The organism is Pseudomonas sp. GXZC (genome assembly GCF_026967615.1).
GTDB classification, from domain to species: Bacteria; Pseudomonadota; Gammaproteobacteria; order Pseudomonadales; family Pseudomonadaceae; genus Aquipseudomonas; species Aquipseudomonas azotoformans_A.
Map to the genome: position 1 here is coordinate 5,703,139 of NZ_CP114115.1, position 19,527 is coordinate 5,722,665.

The 19,527-nt window shown below is 58.4% G+C and carries 24 protein-coding genes; 4 read left to right on the plus strand and 20 right to left on the minus strand.

The window, feature by feature from the left end; all coding sequences use genetic code 11:
- Positions 1–14: 14 nt before the first annotated feature.
- From queE to OZ428_RS27040, 16 genes are all read right to left on the minus strand, one after another.
- The gene (queE, locus tag OZ428_RS26965; protein ID WP_010208116.1) at positions 15–662 is read right to left on the minus strand and encodes a 7-carboxy-7-deazaguanine synthase QueE; all 648 of its coding nucleotides are present in this window, start codon (positions 660–662) and stop codon (positions 15–17) included.
- 164 nt (positions 663–826) lie between these two features.
- Complete coding sequence (gene ybgF / locus OZ428_RS26970) at positions 827–1,660, minus strand: tol-pal system protein YbgF (protein WP_025854758.1); 834 nt, start codon at positions 1,658–1,660, stop codon at positions 827–829.
- Positions 1,661–1,666: 6 nt separating this feature from the next.
- Positions 1,667–2,167 carry a peptidoglycan-associated lipoprotein Pal gene (gene pal / locus OZ428_RS26975; protein ID WP_003209827.1) on the minus strand — a complete coding sequence of 167 codons (501 nt, stop codon included), beginning with the start codon at positions 2,165–2,167 and terminating at the stop codon, positions 1,667–1,669.
- A gap of 55 nt (positions 2,168–2,222) precedes the next feature.
- Positions 2,223–3,503 (minus strand): Tol-Pal system beta propeller repeat protein TolB, encoded by a 1,281-nt coding sequence (gene tolB / locus OZ428_RS26980; RefSeq protein WP_033898484.1) that lies wholly within the window; start codon positions 3,501–3,503, stop codon positions 2,223–2,225.
- Between the two features lie 17 nt (positions 3,504–3,520).
- The gene (gene tolA / locus OZ428_RS26985) at positions 3,521–4,594 is read right to left on the minus strand and encodes a cell envelope integrity protein TolA (protein WP_033898485.1); all 1,074 of its coding nucleotides are present in this window, start codon (positions 4,592–4,594) and stop codon (positions 3,521–3,523) included.
- Positions 4,594–5,046, minus strand: a complete 453-nt coding sequence (gene tolR, locus OZ428_RS26990) for a protein TolR (protein ID WP_161630238.1) — start codon at positions 5,044–5,046, stop codon at positions 4,594–4,596. Before tolR ends, tolA begins: the two co-directional genes overlap by 1 nt.
- Positions 5,047–5,069: 23 nt before the next feature.
- Positions 5,070–5,765, minus strand: a complete 696-nt coding sequence (gene tolQ, locus OZ428_RS26995) for a protein TolQ (RefSeq protein ID WP_015885609.1) — start codon at positions 5,763–5,765, stop codon at positions 5,070–5,072.
- A 1-nt stretch (position 5,766) separates the two neighbouring features.
- Positions 5,767–6,222: a tol-pal system-associated acyl-CoA thioesterase gene (gene ybgC / locus OZ428_RS27000; RefSeq protein ID WP_015885610.1), complete on the minus strand. Its 456-nt coding sequence runs from the start codon at positions 6,220–6,222 to the stop codon at positions 5,767–5,769.
- Positions 6,223–6,362: 140 nt separating this feature from the next.
- Entirely contained in the window at positions 6,363–7,421 is a 1,059-nt protein-coding gene (ruvB, locus tag OZ428_RS27005) for a Holliday junction branch migration DNA helicase RuvB (RefSeq protein WP_015885611.1), read from the minus strand.
- The gene (gene ruvA, locus OZ428_RS27010; protein ID WP_003175802.1) at positions 7,422–8,033 is read right to left on the minus strand and encodes a Holliday junction branch migration protein RuvA; all 612 of its coding nucleotides are present in this window, start codon (positions 8,031–8,033) and stop codon (positions 7,422–7,424) included.
- A 67-nt stretch (positions 8,034–8,100) separates the two neighbouring features.
- On the minus strand, positions 8,101–8,625 hold the full coding sequence (ruvC, locus tag OZ428_RS27015) for a crossover junction endodeoxyribonuclease RuvC (protein WP_016975450.1): 525 nt from the start codon (positions 8,623–8,625) through the stop codon (positions 8,101–8,103).
- Positions 8,626–8,802: 177 nt separating this feature from the next.
- Complete coding sequence (locus tag OZ428_RS27020; protein ID WP_269131871.1) at positions 8,803–9,549, minus strand: YebC/PmpR family DNA-binding transcriptional regulator; 747 nt, start codon at positions 9,547–9,549, stop codon at positions 8,803–8,805.
- 135 nt (positions 9,550–9,684) lie between these two features.
- Positions 9,685–11,460 carry an aspartate--tRNA ligase gene (aspS, locus tag OZ428_RS27025; RefSeq protein WP_033898492.1) on the minus strand — a complete coding sequence of 592 codons (1,776 nt, stop codon included), beginning with the start codon at positions 11,458–11,460 and terminating at the stop codon, positions 9,685–9,687.
- Positions 11,461–11,567: 107 nt separating this feature from the next.
- Positions 11,568–11,789, minus strand: a complete 222-nt coding sequence (locus tag OZ428_RS27030) for an FmdB family zinc ribbon protein (protein ID WP_010208103.1) — start codon at positions 11,787–11,789, stop codon at positions 11,568–11,570.
- A gap of 166 nt (positions 11,790–11,955) precedes the next feature.
- Positions 11,956–12,288, minus strand: coding sequence for a ribbon-helix-helix domain-containing protein (locus OZ428_RS27035; protein WP_269131872.1), 333 nt, complete (start codon positions 12,286–12,288; stop codon positions 11,956–11,958).
- Positions 12,289–12,468: 180 nt separating this feature from the next.
- Positions 12,469–12,942: a Dps family protein gene (locus OZ428_RS27040; RefSeq protein WP_033898494.1), complete on the minus strand. Its 474-nt coding sequence runs from the start codon at positions 12,940–12,942 to the stop codon at positions 12,469–12,471.
- A 415-nt stretch (positions 12,943–13,357) separates the two neighbouring features.
- Between OZ428_RS27040 and OZ428_RS34530 the strand changes: the two genes are divergently transcribed.
- Positions 13,358–13,960, plus strand: coding sequence for a cold-shock protein (locus OZ428_RS34530; protein ID WP_033898496.1), 603 nt, complete (start codon positions 13,358–13,360; stop codon positions 13,958–13,960).
- A gap of 70 nt (positions 13,961–14,030) precedes the next feature.
- Here the strand turns inward: OZ428_RS34530 and OZ428_RS27050 are convergent, their stop codons facing one another.
- The gene (locus tag OZ428_RS27050) at positions 14,031–14,237 is read right to left on the minus strand and encodes a SlyX family protein (protein WP_010208093.1); all 207 of its coding nucleotides are present in this window, start codon (positions 14,235–14,237) and stop codon (positions 14,031–14,033) included.
- A gap of 3 nt (positions 14,238–14,240) precedes the next feature.
- Positions 14,241–14,666: an HIT domain-containing protein gene (locus OZ428_RS27055; protein WP_038845967.1), complete on the minus strand. Its 426-nt coding sequence runs from the start codon at positions 14,664–14,666 to the stop codon at positions 14,241–14,243.
- A 280-nt stretch (positions 14,667–14,946) separates the two neighbouring features.
- Between OZ428_RS27055 and OZ428_RS27060 the strand changes: the two genes are divergently transcribed.
- Together OZ428_RS27060 and OZ428_RS27065 are read left to right on the plus strand one after the other, a co-directional pair.
- Positions 14,947–15,303, plus strand: coding sequence for a hypothetical protein (locus OZ428_RS27060; RefSeq protein WP_269131873.1), 357 nt, complete (start codon positions 14,947–14,949; stop codon positions 15,301–15,303).
- Positions 15,304–15,538: 235 nt separating this feature from the next.
- On the plus strand, positions 15,539–16,840 hold the full coding sequence (locus OZ428_RS27065; protein ID WP_269131874.1) for an OprD family porin: 1,302 nt from the start codon (positions 15,539–15,541) through the stop codon (positions 16,838–16,840).
- 192 nt (positions 16,841–17,032) lie between these two features.
- Here the strand turns inward: OZ428_RS27065 and OZ428_RS27070 are convergent, their stop codons facing one another.
- Both OZ428_RS27070 and OZ428_RS27075 read right to left on the minus strand, forming a co-directional pair.
- On the minus strand, positions 17,033–17,875 hold the full coding sequence (locus tag OZ428_RS27070) for a mechanosensitive ion channel family protein (protein WP_269131875.1): 843 nt from the start codon (positions 17,873–17,875) through the stop codon (positions 17,033–17,035).
- Positions 17,876–17,998: 123 nt separating this feature from the next.
- Complete coding sequence (locus tag OZ428_RS27075) at positions 17,999–18,484, minus strand: YajQ family cyclic di-GMP-binding protein (protein WP_003175814.1); 486 nt, start codon at positions 18,482–18,484, stop codon at positions 17,999–18,001.
- A 123-nt stretch (positions 18,485–18,607) separates the two neighbouring features.
- Between OZ428_RS27075 and OZ428_RS27080 the strand changes: the two genes are divergently transcribed.
- The gene (locus OZ428_RS27080; protein ID WP_269131876.1) at positions 18,608–19,525 is read left to right on the plus strand and encodes a putative 2-dehydropantoate 2-reductase; all 918 of its coding nucleotides are present in this window, start codon (positions 18,608–18,610) and stop codon (positions 19,523–19,525) included.
- The last annotated feature ends 2 nt before the right edge of the window (positions 19,526–19,527 follow it).

The window sequence follows — 19,527 nt, forward strand, 5'->3', positions numbered from 1 at the left end:
TGTGTTCAGTCATATCAGCGTCCTGGCTCGTCGTTCCAAAGGTATTTATGCAGCTGCAATTGCAGGCGCACCGGTAGGTTGTCTGCAACCACCCAATCGGCGAGGTCGCGTGCATTCAGGTCATGGTGGCTTGGCGAGAACAGCACTTCGCCTGCGCGGCGGTCCAGCCCGTATTGAATCAGCTTGGAATTCGCCCAGTCGTAGTCGTCGCGGGAACAAATGACGAACTTGACCTGGTCGTTGGCCGTCAGCAGCTCGATGTTCTCGTAGCGGTTACGGTGCGCTTCCTTGGAGTCGGGGGTCTTGAGGTCGACCACGCGGCTGACACGGGGGTCGACCGCGGAGATGTCCAGGGCGCCACTGGTCTCCAGGGAAACCTCGTAGCCGGCATCACACAGCTGCTTGAGCAACGGGATGGCATTGGGCTGGGCCAACGGCTCGCCGCCGGTCACACAGACGTAGCGCGGCTTATAGCCGGCGACCTGCTCCAGAATGTCATCGAGGGTGCGCACCGTGCCGCCACTGAAGGCGTAGGCGCTGTCGCAGTATTGGCAACGCAGGGGGCAACCGGTCAGGCGCACAAATACTGTGGGCAGGCCAGCCGTTCGCGTTTCACCCTGCAACGAGTAAAAGACTTCGGTAATACGTAATGTGTCTTGCATAGTCGCCACGGGCGTAACAGCTAAACAGGCTGTCCGCCTCCGTCAGGCACTTAAAGGAACCCCGCCAACGCGCAGGCCCCAAAAAGCGTGTTTCATAAAAGGGCGTGGATTCTAACGAAAAAACCCGCGCCAGGCGCGGGTTTCTTCTAAACGGGCTGCATCGCTTACAAGCGCTGCAGATCCCGCTGGGCCAACTGAGCAGCGGATGTCCCCGGATACTGGGCCACAACCTGCTGCAGAATGCCTTTGACCTTGTCGGTATGACCCAGGCGGCGTTCTACGTCAGCGAGTTTGTACAGTGAATCCGGCACCTTGGCGTGCTTGGGGTACAGCTGGCTGACCTTGGCAAATGCCTGGCCTGCACCCTGTAGATCACCCTTGGCCAGGTTGACTTCGCCCAACCAGTATTGGGCATTGCCCGCGTACTGGCTGTTCGGGTATTTGCGCAGGAAAGCGGTAAATGCCTGGCTGGCCTTATCGAAATCCTTGGCTTTGATCAGGTCGAAGGCTGCATCGTAATACAGCTTTTCCTTCGCCGGATCACCCGGCTCGCTGCTCGCGGCAGGGGCTTGGCTGGCAGCTGCCCCTGCTGCTGCACCACCGGCAGCAGCGCTAGGCGCGCCACCGGTAGAAGAATTATCAGGAGTTGCGGCAGGTTGAACGCCGGCTCCAATGCGTCGATCAAGATCCTGGTAACGCTCCAGGCCTTCTTGCTTCAGCTGGTTCACTTGGTTTTGCAGTACTTCAATGGTGCCTTGTTGCTGCGCCAGTTGATCCTGCATGCGTTGCAGCTGGTTGAACAGTTCGCCCTGTGCCGAGGGAGCGGACGTAGCCGCTCCCCCCGCATAGGCGCCGTTCGTGCCATAACCCGCTGGCGGATAACTGCTCCCGCTATTGTTATAGCCAGAGTTGCTATCTTCCACAGGAACCGCAGCCCACACCGCAAGCGGTGCGAGGCTGAGAGCCAATACAGTTAGAGCACGACGGCACGTTCGCATGACGAATTACTTACGCAGTTCGACGCGACGGTTTTGAGCCCAGGACTGCTCGTCGTGGCCAGTAGCAACTGGACGCTCTTTACCGTAGGAAACCAGTTCCAGTTGGCCTGGAGCAACACCTTGCAGTACCAGGTAGCGCTGAACGGCTTTCGCACGACGCTCGCCCAGTGCCATGTTGTACTCACGAGTACCACGTTCGTCAGTGTTACCTTCCAGAACAACGCGAGCGCCGTTAGCTTTCAGGTCCTTCGCGTGAACGTCCAGAGCGCGCATGGCTTCTGGTTTCAGGTCCGAACTGTCGTATTCGAAGTAGAAAGTGGTGATAGCGCGCAGAGCAGCTTCTTCGCTCAGGGAGCCGTCAACCGCACCAGTGTTAGCGCCGTAACCAGCGTTTGGATCAACAGCTGCGCCTTCACCGGCATTGTCGCCGCCTTTAGACGAGCAACCAACGGCTACGGACAGAGCCAGAGCCAGAGCAGCAAACTTACCAAACTTCAGCATTTCCATCGTGAAACTCCTAATGAACCCCAGTGTGTTAAGTACTTCTTTTTGTAGCGCCGCGTCAGTTCAGGTAAGGGGACCAGGATGGTTCTCTGACTTCGCCTTGTGCGGTAGGAAGTGGGAGCCTTACGCGTCCATTTATGGACACGAGCATCAAGACTCCCCGGCCCTGCTGGCGGGTGGCGTAGATTACCATGGTGCCGTTGGGCGCAACAGTGGCTGACTCATCAAGGTTGGTATCTGTGAGGATTTTTACGGTTCCGCGCTGCAAATCCTGGGCCGCAACCCGGAAATTAGTGAAACCATCCTGACGGTGAATCATCACCAACGTCTTTTCATCGGCCGAAAGTTTAGGGTTGGCGTTGTAGTTACCGATAAAAGTAACGCGTTCTGCCCCACCACCATTCACGTTCGCCTTGTAGACCTGTGGCTTGCCGCCGCGGTCAGAGGTGAAGTAGATGGTCGAACCATCCTTGCCCCAGAACGGTTCGGTGTTGATGCCCGGGCCGCTGGTTGCGCGAGTGATCTGGCGCGAAGCCATGTTCATCACGTAGATATCCGGGTTGCCATCTTTGGACAGTACAAACGCCAGGCGCGAACCATCCGGAGACCAGGCCGGAGCACCGTTGAGGCCTTCAAAGTTGGTGATCTGCTCACGACGGCCAGTATCGATGTGCTGGACGAAGATACGCGGACGCTTCTGTTCGAAGGACACGTAGGCAATACGCTTGCCGTCCGGCGCGAAACGCGGCGACAGGATTGGCTCACGGGATTGCAGCAAGGTCACAGCCCGTGCACCGTCGTAGTCCGAACGCTGCAAAGTGTAACGAGTGTTGTCTACGGAGAAACGTTCAGCCGTTACGTACAGCAGACGCGTCGAGAAAGCACCCTTGATACCGGTGAGTTTTTCAAACGACTGGTCCGAGATGTAGTGGGCCATGTCGCGAATCTGCTCGGCCGTGCCCGACACGCTGCCGGTCAGAACCTGCTGCTCGGTCGCCACGTTGAACAAGGTGTAGGTGATTTGCAGACGACCACCGGCCGGCGTGATGTTGCCGACCATCAGGTACTGCGCGCCTACCGCTTTCCAGTCACGGAACACGACTTCGCTGGCCTGGTTTGGTTGGCTGATCATGTTGCCTTTTGGAATCGGTGCGTAGTAGCCGGAGTTGCGCAGGTCGTCGCTGACGATCTGGGCCATGTCGTCCGGCAGCACGCTGCCGCCTTGCCAACCGAACGGTACTACTGCGATCGGGGTGGCCCGATCGCTACCGCTGGTGACCAGGATGTTCTTTTCATCCGCCGCCGCTATCCCTGCCATACAGCAAATAACGACAAGCATTCCTCGAAGAAGGTTTCTCACAAGGCTAGATCCTCAGGTGTGAATGTCATCTTGAATGAACGATAGGGAGCGAAGTCGCTTGGTTTCATTCCCTGCATCTCGGTCAACCGGCCAATATTCTTGACCGCGGCAACCGCCGAACTGTCGAACGAACCGTCACCACTGGACTTGGACACGCTGACCGAAGTCACCGTACCGTCCGGCAACATGCCGATCTGCAGCACTACTGTCATGCCTTTACGTGCCGAAGGTGGACGTGTCCAACCCTCTGCTGCCCGCGCCCGAATCAGGTCGTCGAAACTGCCCGCAACTTCATCGCCACGTTCATCGGCCAAGGCTTGCTGACGCTGCGGCGTGTCGGAGAGCAAGTCTGCCAAGGCCTGGGCCTTTTTCTCTTCGGCGGATTTGCGCGCTGCTTCCTGAGCCTTTTTCTTCTGGGCATCGGCGGCAGCTTTCTTCTTCGCGTCGTCGGCGACTTTTTTCTTCGCCTCGTCTGCTTCAGCTTTTTTCTTGGCGTCTTCGGCGGCTTTTTTCTTCGCGTCTTCGACTATTTTCTTCTTGGCGTCTTCAGCGGCCTTTTTCTTGGCCTCTTCTTCAGCAGCCTTCTTGGCCTCTTCTTCAGACTTCTTCTTGGCTATATCAGCCAATTGTTTCTCTTCGGCCTTTTTGGCTTCGGCAGCTTTCTCGGCTTTCTTGGCTTCATCAGCCTTTTTCGCCTCGTCCGCTTTCTTCGCTTCGTCAGCCTTTTTCGATTCCTCGGCCTTTTGAGCCGCCTCTTCTTTCTTTTGTTCCGCAGCAGCCTTCACCGCTTCCTGCTCGACCTTCTTCTGTTCCATCTGTTCGACTTCAGTCTGGCGCGCAGCCGACTTCTGGGCCTCACCCGCAATCTTCTGATTGGTCTGGGTGGTGGCCTGACTTTTCGATTTCAGCTGATACAGGGTCGCCTGCACGATCGGCTTGGCTGGCGGCAGGTCCGGGGTCATGGCAAAGCTGACGAACAGCATGCCAAACACCAGGACGTGCAGGGCAATTGCCCAGACGCTAGGCCAGAAGAAGCTTTCCGAGGCGGACGGCTCTCGCTGTTGCTGCATCAGGGCGCCTCGGTAATCAAGCCAACGTTACCCACGCCGGCCTTCTGCAGTCCGCCCATGGCGCCCATGACGGAGCCATAGTCGACCACTTTGTCGCCGCGAATGAAGACTTGGGTGTGCTTGCCGCCTTCATTGCCAGAGCGAATGATCTTGGTCACCGCGTCGGTCATCTGCGGCAAGGTCATGGCCTTGTCCTGCTGTTTTTGGGTATCGACTTCGCTGCCAAGGTTCCAGTAATAGGTCTTGTCAGCCTTGATCGAAATGGTCAGGACCTGGGTGTTGTTGTCTTGCGGCAAGGCTTCGCTGGAAACCTTGGGCAGATCAACCTTCACGCCCTGATTGAGCATCGGCGCGGTCACCATGAAGATAACCAGCAGCACCAGCATCACGTCGATGTAAGGCACTACGTTCATCTCGGCGACCGGCTTGCGCTTTTTGCGAGCTCGAGCGATTAAAGCCATTGGGAATTACCTGCTTATTCTTCGCTGGTGTGCACTTTACGGTGCAGGATCGCCTGGAATTCGTCGGCGAAGGTGTAGTAACGGCCGATCAACGTTTCGCTGGTGGCGGCAAAACGGTTGTAGGCAATTACTGCGGGGATAGCAGCGAACAGGCCGATCGCGGTGGCGATCAGGGCTTCGGCAATACCTGGAGCCACGGTGGCCAGGGTCGCTTGCTGGGCCTGGGCCAGGCCACGGAAGGAGTTCATGATGCCCCACACGGTACCGAACAGACCGATGTACGGGCTCACGGAACCGACGGTGGCAAGAAACGGCAAGCTTTGCTCAAGCTTCTCTTCTTCGCGGGAAATGGCGACACGCATGGCGCGGGCCACGCCTTCCATGACCGCTTCCGGGTCAACGCCAGGCTGCTGGCGCAGGCGGGAGAATTCCTTGAAGCCGGCGCGGAAGATTTGCTCGACGCCCGAATCCGGGTCTGGGTTGCTGCCAGCCTGGCGGTACAGCTTGGACAGGTCGATACCCGACCAGAAGCGCTCTTCAAAGCTCTCCAGGGCACGTCGACCGGCACGCAGCAGGTTGCTGCGCTGAAAAATCATGACCCAAGAGGTAACCGATGCGGCTACCAGGGTCAGCATGACCAGTTGAACCACAACACTGGCATTGCTGACCAGGCTCCACATGGAGGAATGGTCGACGACGGTAGGTTCCACGCTAAATCTCCTGCTTTGATTGTTTACCCGCGCCGCTTACGTCGGCAAAGGCCGCACGTAGAGCTTCGGGAATGGCCCGGGGTTTCAAACTATTGGTGCGCACACAGGCCACCAGGAACTGCCCCTCACAGAGCAGCGTTGCATCCGTTGCCCGCCTGACCTGCTGCTTGAAACGCAGGCTGACACGGTTCAATTCGATTACTTCAGCGCTGACCAACAACTCGTCATCCAGCCGCGCCGGCGCGTGATACCGCGCCTCGCTGGAATGCACGACGAATAACAGGTCCTCCCCTGCCAGCTGGGATTGGGCAAAGCCCAGCTCCCGTAGCCGCTCGGTTCGAGCCCGCTCCATGAACTTGAGGTAGTTGACGTAATACACGATGCCGCCGGCATCGGTGTCCTCGTAATAAACGCGACAGCGATGTGCGAACGACTGATCCCCGTTTTGCGCGCGCATACTCTAGTGCTTACTCCTCAGGTTGCCAATCCGGCTGGGCAACTGTTTTTTCGTTGTCTGAAACATTTCTGACTGACTGAATGACGACACCAGCCACTAGGACAGCACAAACCTCGGATAAATCGTCTGGCGTGAAGCTTTTAATCGTCCACTGCATCGAGGAATTCGTCTACTACAGGCATCTCGCCCAATCGTGACGGAATGTTTAACCCGAAGTGCAGATAGGCGTGACGCGTAACGACTCGCCCCCTCGGGGTACGCATGATGTAACCCTGCTGGATCAAGTACGGCTCCAGCACATCCTCAATGGTATGACGCTCCTCACTGATGGCCGCGGCCAGGCTGTCGACCCCCACCGGGCCGCCGTCGAACTTCTCGATCATGGTCAAGAGTAGACGTCGATCCTGGTGATCGAAGCCATGCTCATCCACATCCAGCAGGTTCAACGCCAGGTCGGCCACGGCCTTGGTGATGTGCCCCTTGGCCCGCACCTCGGCAAAGTCGCGCACACGGCGCAGCAGACGGTTGGCAATTCGAGGCGTACCGCGGGCCCGACGGGCGATTTCAAACGCGCCTTCCGGGTCCAGGGGCAAGCCGAGAATGCCCGCCGAACGGCTGACAATGGTCGCAAGGTCGGCCGTGCTATAGAACTCTAGACGTTGAACAATGCCGAAACGGTCTCGCAACGGGTTGGTCAGCATGCCCGCGCGGGTCGTGGCACCGACCAGCGTGAACGGCGGCAGGTCGAGCTTGATGGAGCGAGCGGCTGGGCCTTCGCCAATCATGATGTCGAGCTGGAAGTCCTCCATCGCCGGGTACAGCACTTCCTCGACGATTGGCGAGAGTCGGTGGATCTCGTCGATAAACAGCACGTCATGGGGCTCAAGGTTGGTCAGCAACGCCGCCAGATCACCCGGACGCTCCAGCACCGGGCCGGAGGTGGACTTGATCGACACGCCCATTTCCTGGGCAATGATATTGGCCAACGTGGTCTTGCCCAGCCCAGGCGGGCCGAAAATCAGCGTATGGTCCAGCGACTCGCTGCGCCCACGCGCAGCCTGGATGAACAGCTCCATCTGCTCGCGCACGGTGGGCTGGCCGATGTAGTCGGCCAGGCTCAGGGGGCGGATGGCGCGGTCCTGGACCTCTTCACGGTCACGCGGGCCGGTGGCTGCAATCAGACGATCAGCTTCAATCACTTAAATCATTCCCTTCAGGGCGCGGCGGATCATGTCTTCACTGCTCAGGTTCTTGTCCTTGATGGCCGAAACGGCCTTACTGGCTTCCTGCGGCTTGTAGCCTAGGGAAATCAGCGCGCTGACCGCATCGCTTTCGGCGCTGGCGACTTGACCCGCCGGCATATCCGGCTGGTTCGGTACCAGGGCGAACATGCTCGGTACCACTTCCCAGGCCTTGAAGCGGTCCTTGAGTTCTACCAGCAGGCGCTCGGCAGTCTTCTTGCCGACACCCGGCACCTTGGTCAGCGCTGAAGTGTCCTGGGCCGAAACGGCGCGCACCAGCTCATCCACTTCCAGGCTCGACATCAACGCCAAGGCCAGTTTCGGGCCCACGCCGTTGAGGCGGATCAGTTCGCGGAAAAAGTCGCGGTCGCGCTTGCCGATGAAACCATAGAGTAGCTGCGCGTCTTCGCGCACCACCAAGTGGGTGTGCAGCGTAATCGGCTCACCGACCGACGGTAGGCGATACAGGGTGGTCATGGGCACTTCCAGCTCATACCCCAACCCGTTTACATCCAGAATCAGGTGCGGCGGCTGTTTCTCAGCCAGGGTGCCGCGCAAGCGTCCAATCACGGTTCAGATCCTTAAAGCGTGGGGTCAGCGCATGGCCTGACCGGAAATTTCGATTGCGCTGATGCTATCAGAGACGCAGGCGACCGCCACGACTGCGTGCGGTACCCAGGCCATGTGGCAACAGGCTGGAACGGGTGTGCGCGTGGCAAATGGCAATGGCCAGGGCGTCGGAGGCGTCGATCTGCGGTTTTGAGGTGAGCTTGAGCATGTGCATGACCATCATCTGCACCTGCTCTTTGTTAGCAGCACCCGTACCGACCACGGCCTGCTTGACTTGGGTCGCGGTGTATTCGGCAATTTCCATGCCCTCCTCCGCTCCAGCCACGATGGCGGCGCCACGGGCCTGGCCCAGCTTCAACGCCGAATCGGCATTTTTTGCCATGAACACCTTTTCGATGCCCATGGTGACCGGTCCGTAGGTCTGGATCACTTCACGCACGCCGCGATAGACGATCTGCAGGCGCTCGGCCAACTCGCCCGCGCCGGTGCGGATACAGCCCGAAGCGACGTAGACACAGCCGCGCGGGGTCTGTTGCACCACGCCAAAACCGGTGATGCGCGAACCGGGGTCGATACCTAGGATTAAAGTCATAACGCCTGCGGTTTTGTGGAAACACATAGATCCAATGTGGGAGCTGCTTTTGTGGCGAGGGAGCTTGCTCCCGCTCGACTGCGTAGCAGGCGCAGGCTTTAGGGGACGCTTCGCACCCCAGCGGGAGCAAGCTCCCTCGCCACAAAAGCCCGCGTCCACACTGGACGTTTATCGTTCTTAGGTAAGCTGTGCAGCGACTTCTTCCGGGATATCCGCGTTGGAATACACATTCTGCACATCATCCAAATCTTCCAGCATATCCAGCATCTTCAGCACTTTCTGCGCACCGTCCAGGTCCAGCTCGGCGCTGGTGGTCGGCAGCATCACGATCTCCGCGTCGGTGCCTTTGAAGCCAGCGGCTTCCAGCGCATTGCGCACGGAGTAGAAGCTGGCGAACGAGGTGAACACGTCGATGGAGCCGTCTTCGTTGGTCACCACGTCGTCGGCATCCGCCTCCATCGCGGCCTCCATCAGCGCATCTTCATCCGTGCCGGGTGCAAAGGTGATCTGCCCCTTGCGCTCGAACAGGTAAGCCACCGAACCGTCGGTGCCGAGGTTGCCACCGCACTTGCTGAACGCATGACGTACGGCTGCCGCGGTGCGGTTGCGGTTGTCGGTCATGCACTCGACCATCACCGCCACGCCGCCCGGGCCGTAGCCTTCGTAGCTCAGCTCGACCATGTCGTCGGTGTCGGCAGCACCAGCGCCACGGGCCACAGCGCGATCGATGATGTCGCGGCTCATGTTGGCGCCCAGCGCCTTGTCCAACGCCAAGCGCAGGCGCGGGTTGGAGCCGGGGTCACCACCGCCCTGGCGGGCGGCGACGGTCAGCTCGCGAATCCACTTGGTGAAGATCTTGCCTTTCTTGGCATCCTGACGCTCTTTGCGGTGCTTGATGTTCGCCCACTTGGAATGGCCAGCCATAACACAACTCCGAAATTCTGTAGAAACCTTGATCACCCCCGCCCCAGGCGAGGAATAGTCCTTTAACGCAAAGGCGCATCCGAAGATGCGCCTTTTTAGACTGCGTAAACCTCAGTGCGCTTTCACGCAGCAGCCTTACTCAGCCTTTGGCGTCTCGCGCAGGCGGATGTGCAGTTCGCGCAGTGCCTTGGCATCCACCACACCCGGAGCCTGGGTCATGACGTCCGCAGCGCTCTGGGTTTTCGGGAAGGCGATCACTTCGCGGATCGACTGGGCGCCGGTCATCAGCATCACCAGACGGTCCAGGCCGAACGCCAGGCCACCGTGCGGCGGTGCGCCGTATTTCAGTGCGTCGAGCAGGAAGCCGAACTTCTCTTCCTGTTCCGCTTCGTTGATGCCCAACAGACGGAACACCGCTTGTTGCATCTCTTTGCGGTGGATACGGATCGAACCGCCACCCAACTCAGTGCCGTTGAGCACCATGTCGTAGGCACGAGACAAAGCGCCTGCCGGGTTGGCTTCCAGCTCGGCCGGCGAGCACTTCGGCGCAGTGAACGGGTGGTGCAAGGCGCTGAAGCTGCCGTCGTCGTTCTCTTCGAACATCGGGAAGTCAACGACCCACATCGGGGCCCATTCACAGGTCAGCAGGTTCAGGTCGTGACCCAGCTTGATCCGCAGCGCGCCCAGGGCCTCGCTGACGATCTTGGCTTTGTCGGCGCCGAAGAACACGATGTCGCCGTCGACTGCACCGACGCGATCGAGGATCGCGTTCAGGTTGTCCAACGGGATGTTTTTAACGATCGGCGATTGCAGACCTTCAACACCGTTGGCGCGCTCATTGACCTTGATGTACGCCAGGCCCTTGGCACCGTAGATGCCGACGAACTTGGTGTAGTCGTCGATCTGCTTGCGCGGCATGCTCGCGCCGCCAGGCACGCGCAGGGCGGCGATGCGGCACTTAGGGTCGTTGGCCGGGCCGCTGAACACCTTGAAGTCGACTTCCTTGAGTTGGTCGGCCACGTCCACCAGTTCCAGCGGGTTACGCAGGTCTGGCTTGTCGGAACCGTAGCGACGCATGGCTTCTTCGAAGGTCATGTGCGGGAAATCGCCGAACTCCAGGTCCAGCACTTCCTTGAACAGGTTGCGGATCATCTGCTCGGTCAGGCCCATGATCTCTTTTTCATCGAGGAAGCTGGTCTCGATGTCGATCTGGGTGAATTCCGGCTGGCGGTCGGCGCGCAGGTCTTCGTCACGGAAGCACTTGGCGATCTGGTAGTAACGGTCGAAGCCGGCCACCATCAGCAGTTGCTTGAACAGCTGCGGCGATTGCGGCAGGGCGAAGAACGAACCCGCGTGGGTACGGCTCGGCACCAGGTAGTCACGCGCGCCTTCCGGGGTGGCCCGGGTCAGGATCGGAGTTTCAACGTCTAGGAAGCCGTTTTCGTCGAGGAAGCGGCGGATGCTGGTGGTCATGCGCGAACGCAGGCGCAGCTTCTCGGCCATTTCCGGACGACGCAGGTCCAGGAAGCGATAGCGCAGGCGGGTTTCTTCGCCGACGTCGGAGTATTCGTTGAGTGGGAACGGCGGGGTTTCCGACTCGTTCAGCACTTCCAGCTCGTAGCCCAGCACTTCGATGCCGCCGGAGGCCATGTTCTTGTTCACGGCGCCTTCCGGACGCAGGCGAACCTTGCCGGTGATCTTCACGACGTATTCGCTGCGCACGCGGTCGGCAGCGGCGAAGCTTTCGGCGCGATCCGGGTCGAACACCACCTGGGCCAGACCATCACGATCACGGATGTCGAGGAAGATCACCCCGCCGTGGTCGCGGCGACGGTGAACCCATCCGCAAAGGGTGATTTCCTGACCTTCCAGGGTCTCGTTCAGTTGGCCGCAATAGTGGCTGCGCATCATGGTCGTGGTTTCACTTCTCGTAATTCGAAATTCGGTGGAGGCTTGCCTCGTCACCGTACATTAAAGCAGGGGACGGATAATGCAGGAGCCTGCGCGTAGAGTTCAACTCAGTCTGCTTTGTCGCCGCCCGCCAGGTTCTTCTTCGAGCCGGTCTTGAAATCGGTCTCGTACCAGCCGCTGCCGCTCAGGCGGAAGCCTGGCATGGACAACATTTTCTTGAGCTCCGGCGCTTGGCAGGCCGGGCAATCGACCAGCGGCGCGGCGCTGATCTTCTGAATGGCTTCCAACTGATGACCACAGGAAGCACATTGATAGTCGTACATGGGCATGGCGATGTCTCGGCGATCAGAACGTTACTGCGCCACGCCTGCCCTACGGGTCGCAGCATGCGTAGCAAAGCGCGGGATTATATCTGGTAAATCGAGGCAGCGCAGCCGGCTTTCTGCCCCGGGGCCTTGCCCGCCTCAAAGGAAGGCTGACCCCGAAGCCCGGTGGCTAAGAAGGTTGAACACGCTCTTTCAAGGCGTGAACCACACACACCACCCTGACCAACCCACTGAAGTTCTTCACCCCGCCATGACGCAAGTGCACTTCCCGATCCACATAGGACAGCAACGCACTGACCGAACAGGCGTTGATCCTGGCAATTTCCGTGAGGATATTCCAATAGATCTGCTCCAGCCGCAGGCACGTGGAAAACCCGTTGAGCCTTACCGACCGGGACAATGGCTTGGCAAGCCCCATGTCGAACCCTTTTGCAAAGGGGTCGACCTTTATTTTATGAAAACCACCGGTTTCCATGATTCCATTACCCACTCCACGTGACATACACCTGACACTCCATTGCCAAACAGCCGCCCATGGGATGTCCCATTAGGCAATGGCCTTATAAAACCGCAGGCAGAGTGCAGCAGCCAGAAGACGCGACGTTGATAGGCGTAGGACAACGCCAGGAAATGCGCGGAAACAAGCGAGCGGCGCCGGGGAGACGCCGCCAAGGGCAGTTGTTTACTTATTTTCGAGCAGGGAACGCAGCATCCACGCGGTTTTCTCGTGAACCTGCATGCGCTGGGTCAACAGGTCGGCCGTCGGCTCATCGCTGACCTTGTCGAGCAGCGGGAAGATGCCGCGCGCGGTGCGCGTGACCGCTTCCTGGCCTTCTACCAGTTGCTTGATCATGTCTTCAGCATTCGGCACGCCTTCTTCTTCCTTGATGGAAGAAAGACGCGCGTAGACCGAGTAGGCACCCGGCGCCGGGAAACCCAATGCACGGATACGCTCGGCAATGGAGTCCACCGCCAGCGCCAGCTCGTTGTATTGCTCTTCGAACATCAGGTGCAACGTGCGGAACATAGGGCCCGTGACGTTCCAATGGAAGTTGTGGGTCTTCAGGTACAGTACATAGGTATCGGAAAGCAGTCGCGAAAGCCCGTCGACGATGGATTTACGATCTTCTTCACTTATACCGATATCGATTGCCATGTTTATCCCCTTCAATTGACAAGCATTCATTGATCAGGTGCAGGTCCACTCTAGCAAGTGTGCCGGTGATGCGCAGCCCGGCGCGGCAATTCGCCCCGCCCCGGCCTGTGAAAACGACGCAGTCCAAGCCTTGGGCCCATGTAGGAAATCTCCCAGAAGGCCGCTTGAAAAGCCCGCACGTGTCTAGGACAAGCGTTTGACGCAGAAATGCCGTCGCCCTTGCAACACCTCGAAATGCTTGATTTGAGTAGGCACAGCCTTTGCTGTTAAATAGGCGGCGTGTCGTCGCCGTTACTTTCTGCGGCAGCGGCATAGGCTGATACCCCGCGCACGTGCCCAACGCCTCCCATTGTTCAGAAGCGAACCGTGCCAGTCAGCTCTTCCTTGTGATCCGTCTTAACGTGAGTTAATCAAAATGTTGAAAATCGTCCACCTGCTAACGGGCGTTGCAGCTTTGCTGCTGTCCTTTATCCCGACCCTGCAGCCTGAAAGCCTGCCGTATCTGGAACAACACGACGCTCTGTACCTGGCCTTGTTCGGCCTTCTTAACCTGACGCTGGCACCGGTGATCCCTTACTGGAACAAAGGCACGCGTCATCAACTGCAAAACCTGGTCAGCGCGCTGTTGGTACTGACCGTTGTCGTACAAACCCTCACCCTCCTGGCCCCCATGCCTGAAGTCGGCGGCCACCCGGCCATCCTGCTCAGCCTGGTGATTGCTGTGGTCGCCATTGTTCTTCACCTGGCCATCAGCTTCTACCGCTCGTCCCCTGCGGCCTCGTCGCAAACCTACGACATGACCAATCGGGATACCGGTACCGTCAAGTGGTTCAACACCTCCAAAGGCTTCGGCTTTATTTCCCGTGATTCGGGCGACGATATCTTCGTCCACTTCCGGGCCATTCGCGGCGAAGGCCATCGCGTTCTGGTGGAAGGCCAGCGCGTGGAATTCTCCGTTATGAATCGCGACAAAGGCCTGCAGGCCGAAGACGTGATCGCTGCACTGCCGCGTCGCTGATACCCGCCTTCGCAGCAAAAAAAAACCGCGACCCAGCCTGGCTGGATCGCGGTTTTTTTATGCGCGCCTATTAATAGTGAGGCGGCGGCGCTTCTTCTTCGGAGGTCTCGAATTGACCGCCCATTTCTTCCTGGCGCTTGAGCAGCGCGGTCATCTGCAGTTGCAGGCGCTCGACGGCCCGCTGCTGGGTGACGAGGATGTCATTGAGGGTCTCGATGGTGTCGTCCTGGAAGGCCAGGCGGCTTTCCAGATCGTTGACGCGGTCTTGCAGATCCATGATTCAGCCCTGGGTAAAGACGAAGTCGGCGGGCAACAGCTCGCGCAGGCGAGCACGAATGGCGGCCACGTGTTCATCGGTATAAGGCTGCGCGGGGTGTTTGCCCCATACCGGCGCAGGCCAGGCGGCATCATCACGTTTGCGCACGATCACATGCACGTGCAACTGGCTGACCACGTTGCCCAGAGCGCCGATGTTCATCTTGTCGGCGGACAAGCCTTCATTCAGCAACTGGGCCAAGGCGGTGGTTTCTTGCCACAGGCGTTGCTGGTCGACGACATCCAGTTGAAACACTTCGCTGATACCGTGGATGCGCGGCACCAGGATGAACCAGGGGTAGTTCGAATCGTTGGACAGCAGCAGGCGGCACAGGGGGAAATCCCCGATGACCAGTGTGTCTTGTTGAAGGCGTTGATCTAAAGCGAACACCGCAGGCACTCCGTTCGGCAGGTCAGGTTCAAGGCGCCCAGCATACCTGCGAATCGCTATTGCTTCACGTCGGCCAATACGCGCCCAGGCAAGGCGTAACGAAAAAAGGTGCACCATTTCGAGCCAAACGGATTTTTCGACTACGCTCAATGACCAATCCTTCAGTGATTGGCTAAGCGCTGCTCAAAATATTGCGACGAGAACCGCGGTGCAGAGGCCTCAGAAAACAAGGCATTGAGCCATCACCGAAACACTGAGGCATCAGGGGGCATGCACCAAAATGACCCAATTGCGCCTCAAAGAGATCCGCCGATTACCCACTGACTGGGGTGAACGGGTAACGTTTTTCCCAGATACAGGATTTATGCACCACAACACAGGCACAGAGACCGGGCGTCAAGGCCAAACCAATCGGCGTAAAAACCCCGTACTTATGCGGTTTTCACCCAGCGGTAACGTTTTTCACGAAAAAATGACATTCGATTTACGGTTTGGGCACGCTTGCTGCATTCATCCCTCTATCGTCGGCAACGGCACCGGAAGGGAAGCGGTGTTTCGCGATGAAAAACAGCAGCGGTTCAATGCACGCCAAGGAAGATTTCAAACTTGGAAAGTAACGTTTTTTGCGTTCTTTTAACGGTCTGGAAACAGTATTGAAGTTGTCAGCCTCGTTACAGTGAGGCTGTGAATTTGCGACATGGATATAGCAATCTACGACAAGCTCGTAAAGAAGCTGAAAGGAAAGTTGGGCAAGTATCGCCAATATTGTCAGCGTGATATAACTTTGCGCCGACACAAAAAGAAAGAGCCGCCCAGACAAAAATATAGGTGGGACGGCAGTACTCTTCCTAAAACCAAAGGAGCAAATCACGATGCGCGTGATGAAGTGGAGCATGATCGCCCTGGCTGTTTCAGCAGGCACTACGCAGTTCGCAATGGCCTCCTCCCAGGACGACGCCAAAGGCTTTGTTGAAGACAGTACTTTCAGCATCAATACTCGCGCTCTGTATTTCAGCCGCGACAGGCGCAACAACCCGTCGACTGCACAAAGTCGCCAAGAAGAAACCGGCCTGGGCTTCAACGGCCTTTACCAATCCGGCTTCACCCAAGGCACCATCGGGGTCGGCGTGGATGTAATCGGCCTGCTGGGCGTCAAGCTCGACAGCGGCAAGGGTCGCGCCGGTACCGGCCTCTTCCCTACCGGCTCTGACGGCCGTTCGCAGGATGATTACTCCAAAGGCGGCGGCGCCATCAAGTTCCGTTTCTCCGATACCGTCCTGAAAATCGGCGACCAGTACACCACCGCGCCTGTATTTGCTTCAGACGACAGCCGTCTGCTCCCAGAACTGCCGCAGGGTGTGTCGATCACCAGCAACGAGATCAAGGGCCTGAAACTTGAAGCCGGTCACTTCACCTCGATCGTAGCGCAATCGCAAACCTACAAAGACAGTATCAGCGACAGCAGTGATGTCGGGCACGTAGGTCTCAAAGAAGCGAACTTCGTCGGTGGCGTGTACTCCTGGACTCCAGAGTTCACCACCAGTCTCTACTACTCGAAAGTCGAAGACTACTGGCGCAAATACTACGCCAACGTCAACTGGACACACGCCCTCAGCGATGACCAGTCGCTGGCTTTCGACTTCAACATCTACGACACCAAGAGCGAAGGTGCCGGCCTGCAACGCGCAGAGAAAGATAACACCACCAAGCTCGACAACCGTGCGTTCAGCCTGCAGGGCGCCTACACCATCGGCGCTCATACCTTCACCCTGGCAGCCCAGAAAGTCACCGGCGACGGCGACTATGGCTACGGCATCGACGGTGGCGGCACAGTGTTCCTGGCCAACTCCATCGCTCGTTCCGACTTCAACGCCGAAGGCGAGAAGTCCTTCCAGGCTCGTTACGACCTCAACATGGCGACCTTCGGTGTTCCTGGCCTGAGCTTCATGACTCGTTACGTGACCGGTAGTGGCGCCAACACCGCCACCACCTCGAACGGCAAAGAGTGGGAACGCGATATCGAAGCCAAGTACGTGATCCAGAGCGGTCCGGCCAAGGACCTGAGCCTGCGTCTGCGTCAAGCAACCTACCGTTCGGGTGATGGCGTTTACTACGGTTCGCCTTCGATCGACGAACTGCGTCTGATCGCGCAATACCCGCTGAACATCCTGTAATTGACAGTTTTATTACAGTGATGACTTAAGGCTTTCGCCTTAAACAAAAAGCCGCTCTCTTGTTTAACAAGGGAGCGGCTTTTTCATGGCTTTAATTTTTCAGCAACAAAATAACTAGCAAGCTAACTAACGACATTAACAGCGGCGTCCTGAACTTGACCTAACGGCCAAGTTCAAGGCAGTTAATGGCCATTACTTGACAGCTGTTTCCTGCATCACACGAATAACCCGTTGCGGAAACGGAATATCAATCCCCGCTGCTTTCAAACGGTCACGTGCAAGTTCGTTCAACATGAACACCACGTCCCAATAATCTGCGGTCTTGGTCCAGCACCGCAGGGAAACAGTGATCGAACTGTCACCCAAGGTCGACACCACTGCAACAGCCGCCGGGTCTGCCAATACACGTGGGTCTTTGGCCAGTTCCAGCAACACTTCACGGGCTTTCTGCAGGTCGGCTTCATAGTCGACGCCCACGTCAAACACCACCTTGCGGGTCGGCTGACGGTTGGTGTTGGTGATGAGGCCGTTGGACAGGCTGCCGTTGGGAATGATTACGGTCTTGTTGTCACCAGTGCGCAGCACGGTGTGGAAGATCTGGATGCTGTCGACGGTGCCGGAAGTGCCCTGGGCTTCGATCCAGTCACCAATGCGGAACGGACGGAACAACAGAATCAGCACGCCGCCAGCGAAGTTCGCCAGGCTGCCTTGCAATGCCAAGCCGATGGCCAAGGTAGCAGCACCGATCGCGGCAACGAACGAGGTGGTGGCGACGCCGATCATCGAGGCCACGTTGACCACCAGCATGACCTTGAGCGCAATGTTCGCCAGGCTGGTGATGAAGTGTTGCAGCGCCAGGTCGGCATTACGCAATGCCAACAAACGCCCAACGCGGTGGGTCAACACGTTGATCAGCCACCAACCGATGGCCAGGGTGAGCACCGCCAGCAAAAACCGGCTGCCGTATTCCATGATCATCGGGATCCACGACTCTGAGGTCTTGATCAGGTGATCCACTTCAGCATTCAAATCCATCTACATTCTCCTGTTTACCGGATGTTCGGCCATAAATGCAATTGAGCCCCGTAGGGCTCAATCGTCGGCGCAGGTTCTGGGGCGTGGGACGTCAAAAACGTCCACAGGTTCCCCAAAGTGCCATCAGTCGCGGAAGTTATTGAACTGCAGCGGCATGTCGAAGGTCTTGGCGCGCAGGGCCGCGATGGCCTCTTGCAGGTCGTCACGCTTCTTGCCGGTGACGCGAACCTGCTCACCCTGGATGGCAGCCTGGACTTTCAGCTTGGCGTCCTTGATGTGAGCAACGATCTTCTTCGCCAGCTCCTTGTCGATGCCTTCCTTGAGGACGGCTTCTTGCTTCATCAGTTTGCCGGAGGCGTAGGCGTCCTTGATTTCAAGGCATTGCGCGTCGATCTTGCGCTTGACCAGCGACAGCTTGAGGATCTCGATCATCGCTTCCAGCTGGAAATCGGCTTCAGCGGTCAGGTTGACGGTCAGCTCTTTTTCCTTGAATTCGAAGCTGCCCTTGCCTTTCAAGTCATAGCGACGGTCCAGTTCCTTGACGGCGTTCTCGACGGCGTTGGTGACTTCGTGTTTGTCCAGTTCGGATACCACGTCGAACGAAGGCATGTCATTTCTCCAATATAAGGGGCGGGCTCAGTAGAGATGGAGCGCGCCCAAGCTAAAATGCCGGGGCATTATAGCGGTTCTTTTGTCCCGTTCGCTGCGGGCGACCCTTTGGAGCACAAACTGATGTCGACCACCTGGCATATTCTCGGCGCCGGCAGCCTGGGCACACTCTGGGCCACGCGGCTGGCGCGCGCTGGCGTGCCCGTGCGGTTGATCCTGCGCGATGCTGCGCGCCTGGCCAGCTATCAGGCAGCCAAAGGGCTGACGCTGGTAGAACAGGGCATGGAACGCACATACCCGGTAATTGGCGAAACGCCCGACAATCCCGAGCCGATTCATCGCCTACTCGTGGCGTGCAAAGCCTACGACGCACAGAGTGCCGTCGCACAGCTGCAACATCGGCTGGCACCCGACGCCGAACTGATCCTGTTGCAGAACGGCCTTGGCAGCCAGGACGCGGTGGCCGCGCAACTGCCCCAGGCACGCTGCATCTTTGCCTCCAGCACCGAAGGCGCATTCCGCGACGGCGATTGGCGTGTGGTGTTCGCGGGCCATGGCTACACCTGGCTGGGCGACGCGAGCCATCCCACCCAGCCGCTCTGGCTGGATGATTTACAGGCCGCCGGCATCCCCCACGATTGGAGCACCGACATCCTCACGCGGCTGTGGCGCAAGCTGGCGCTCAATTGCGCCATCAACCCACTGACCGTGCTGTATCAATGCCGTAATGGAGAACTGCAAGCTCATCACTGCGAAGTCGCAACCCTCTGCGCCGAGCTGGCGGAGCTGCTGGCGTGCTGCGGCCAACCCGCTGCCGCGCAGGACCTGCAACACGAAGTCGAACGGGTGATCCAGGCCACCGCCGCCAACTACTCGTCCATGTATCAGGACGTGACCGCCGGCCGTCGCACCGAAATCAGCTATCTCTTGGGCTATGCTTGCCAGGCGGCTTCTCGTCACCAGTTGAACCTGCCGCACCTGCAACAGTTGCAAGTGCGCCTGGTGGAGCGCTTGCTTGCACGTGGATTGCCCCGCGACTGAGC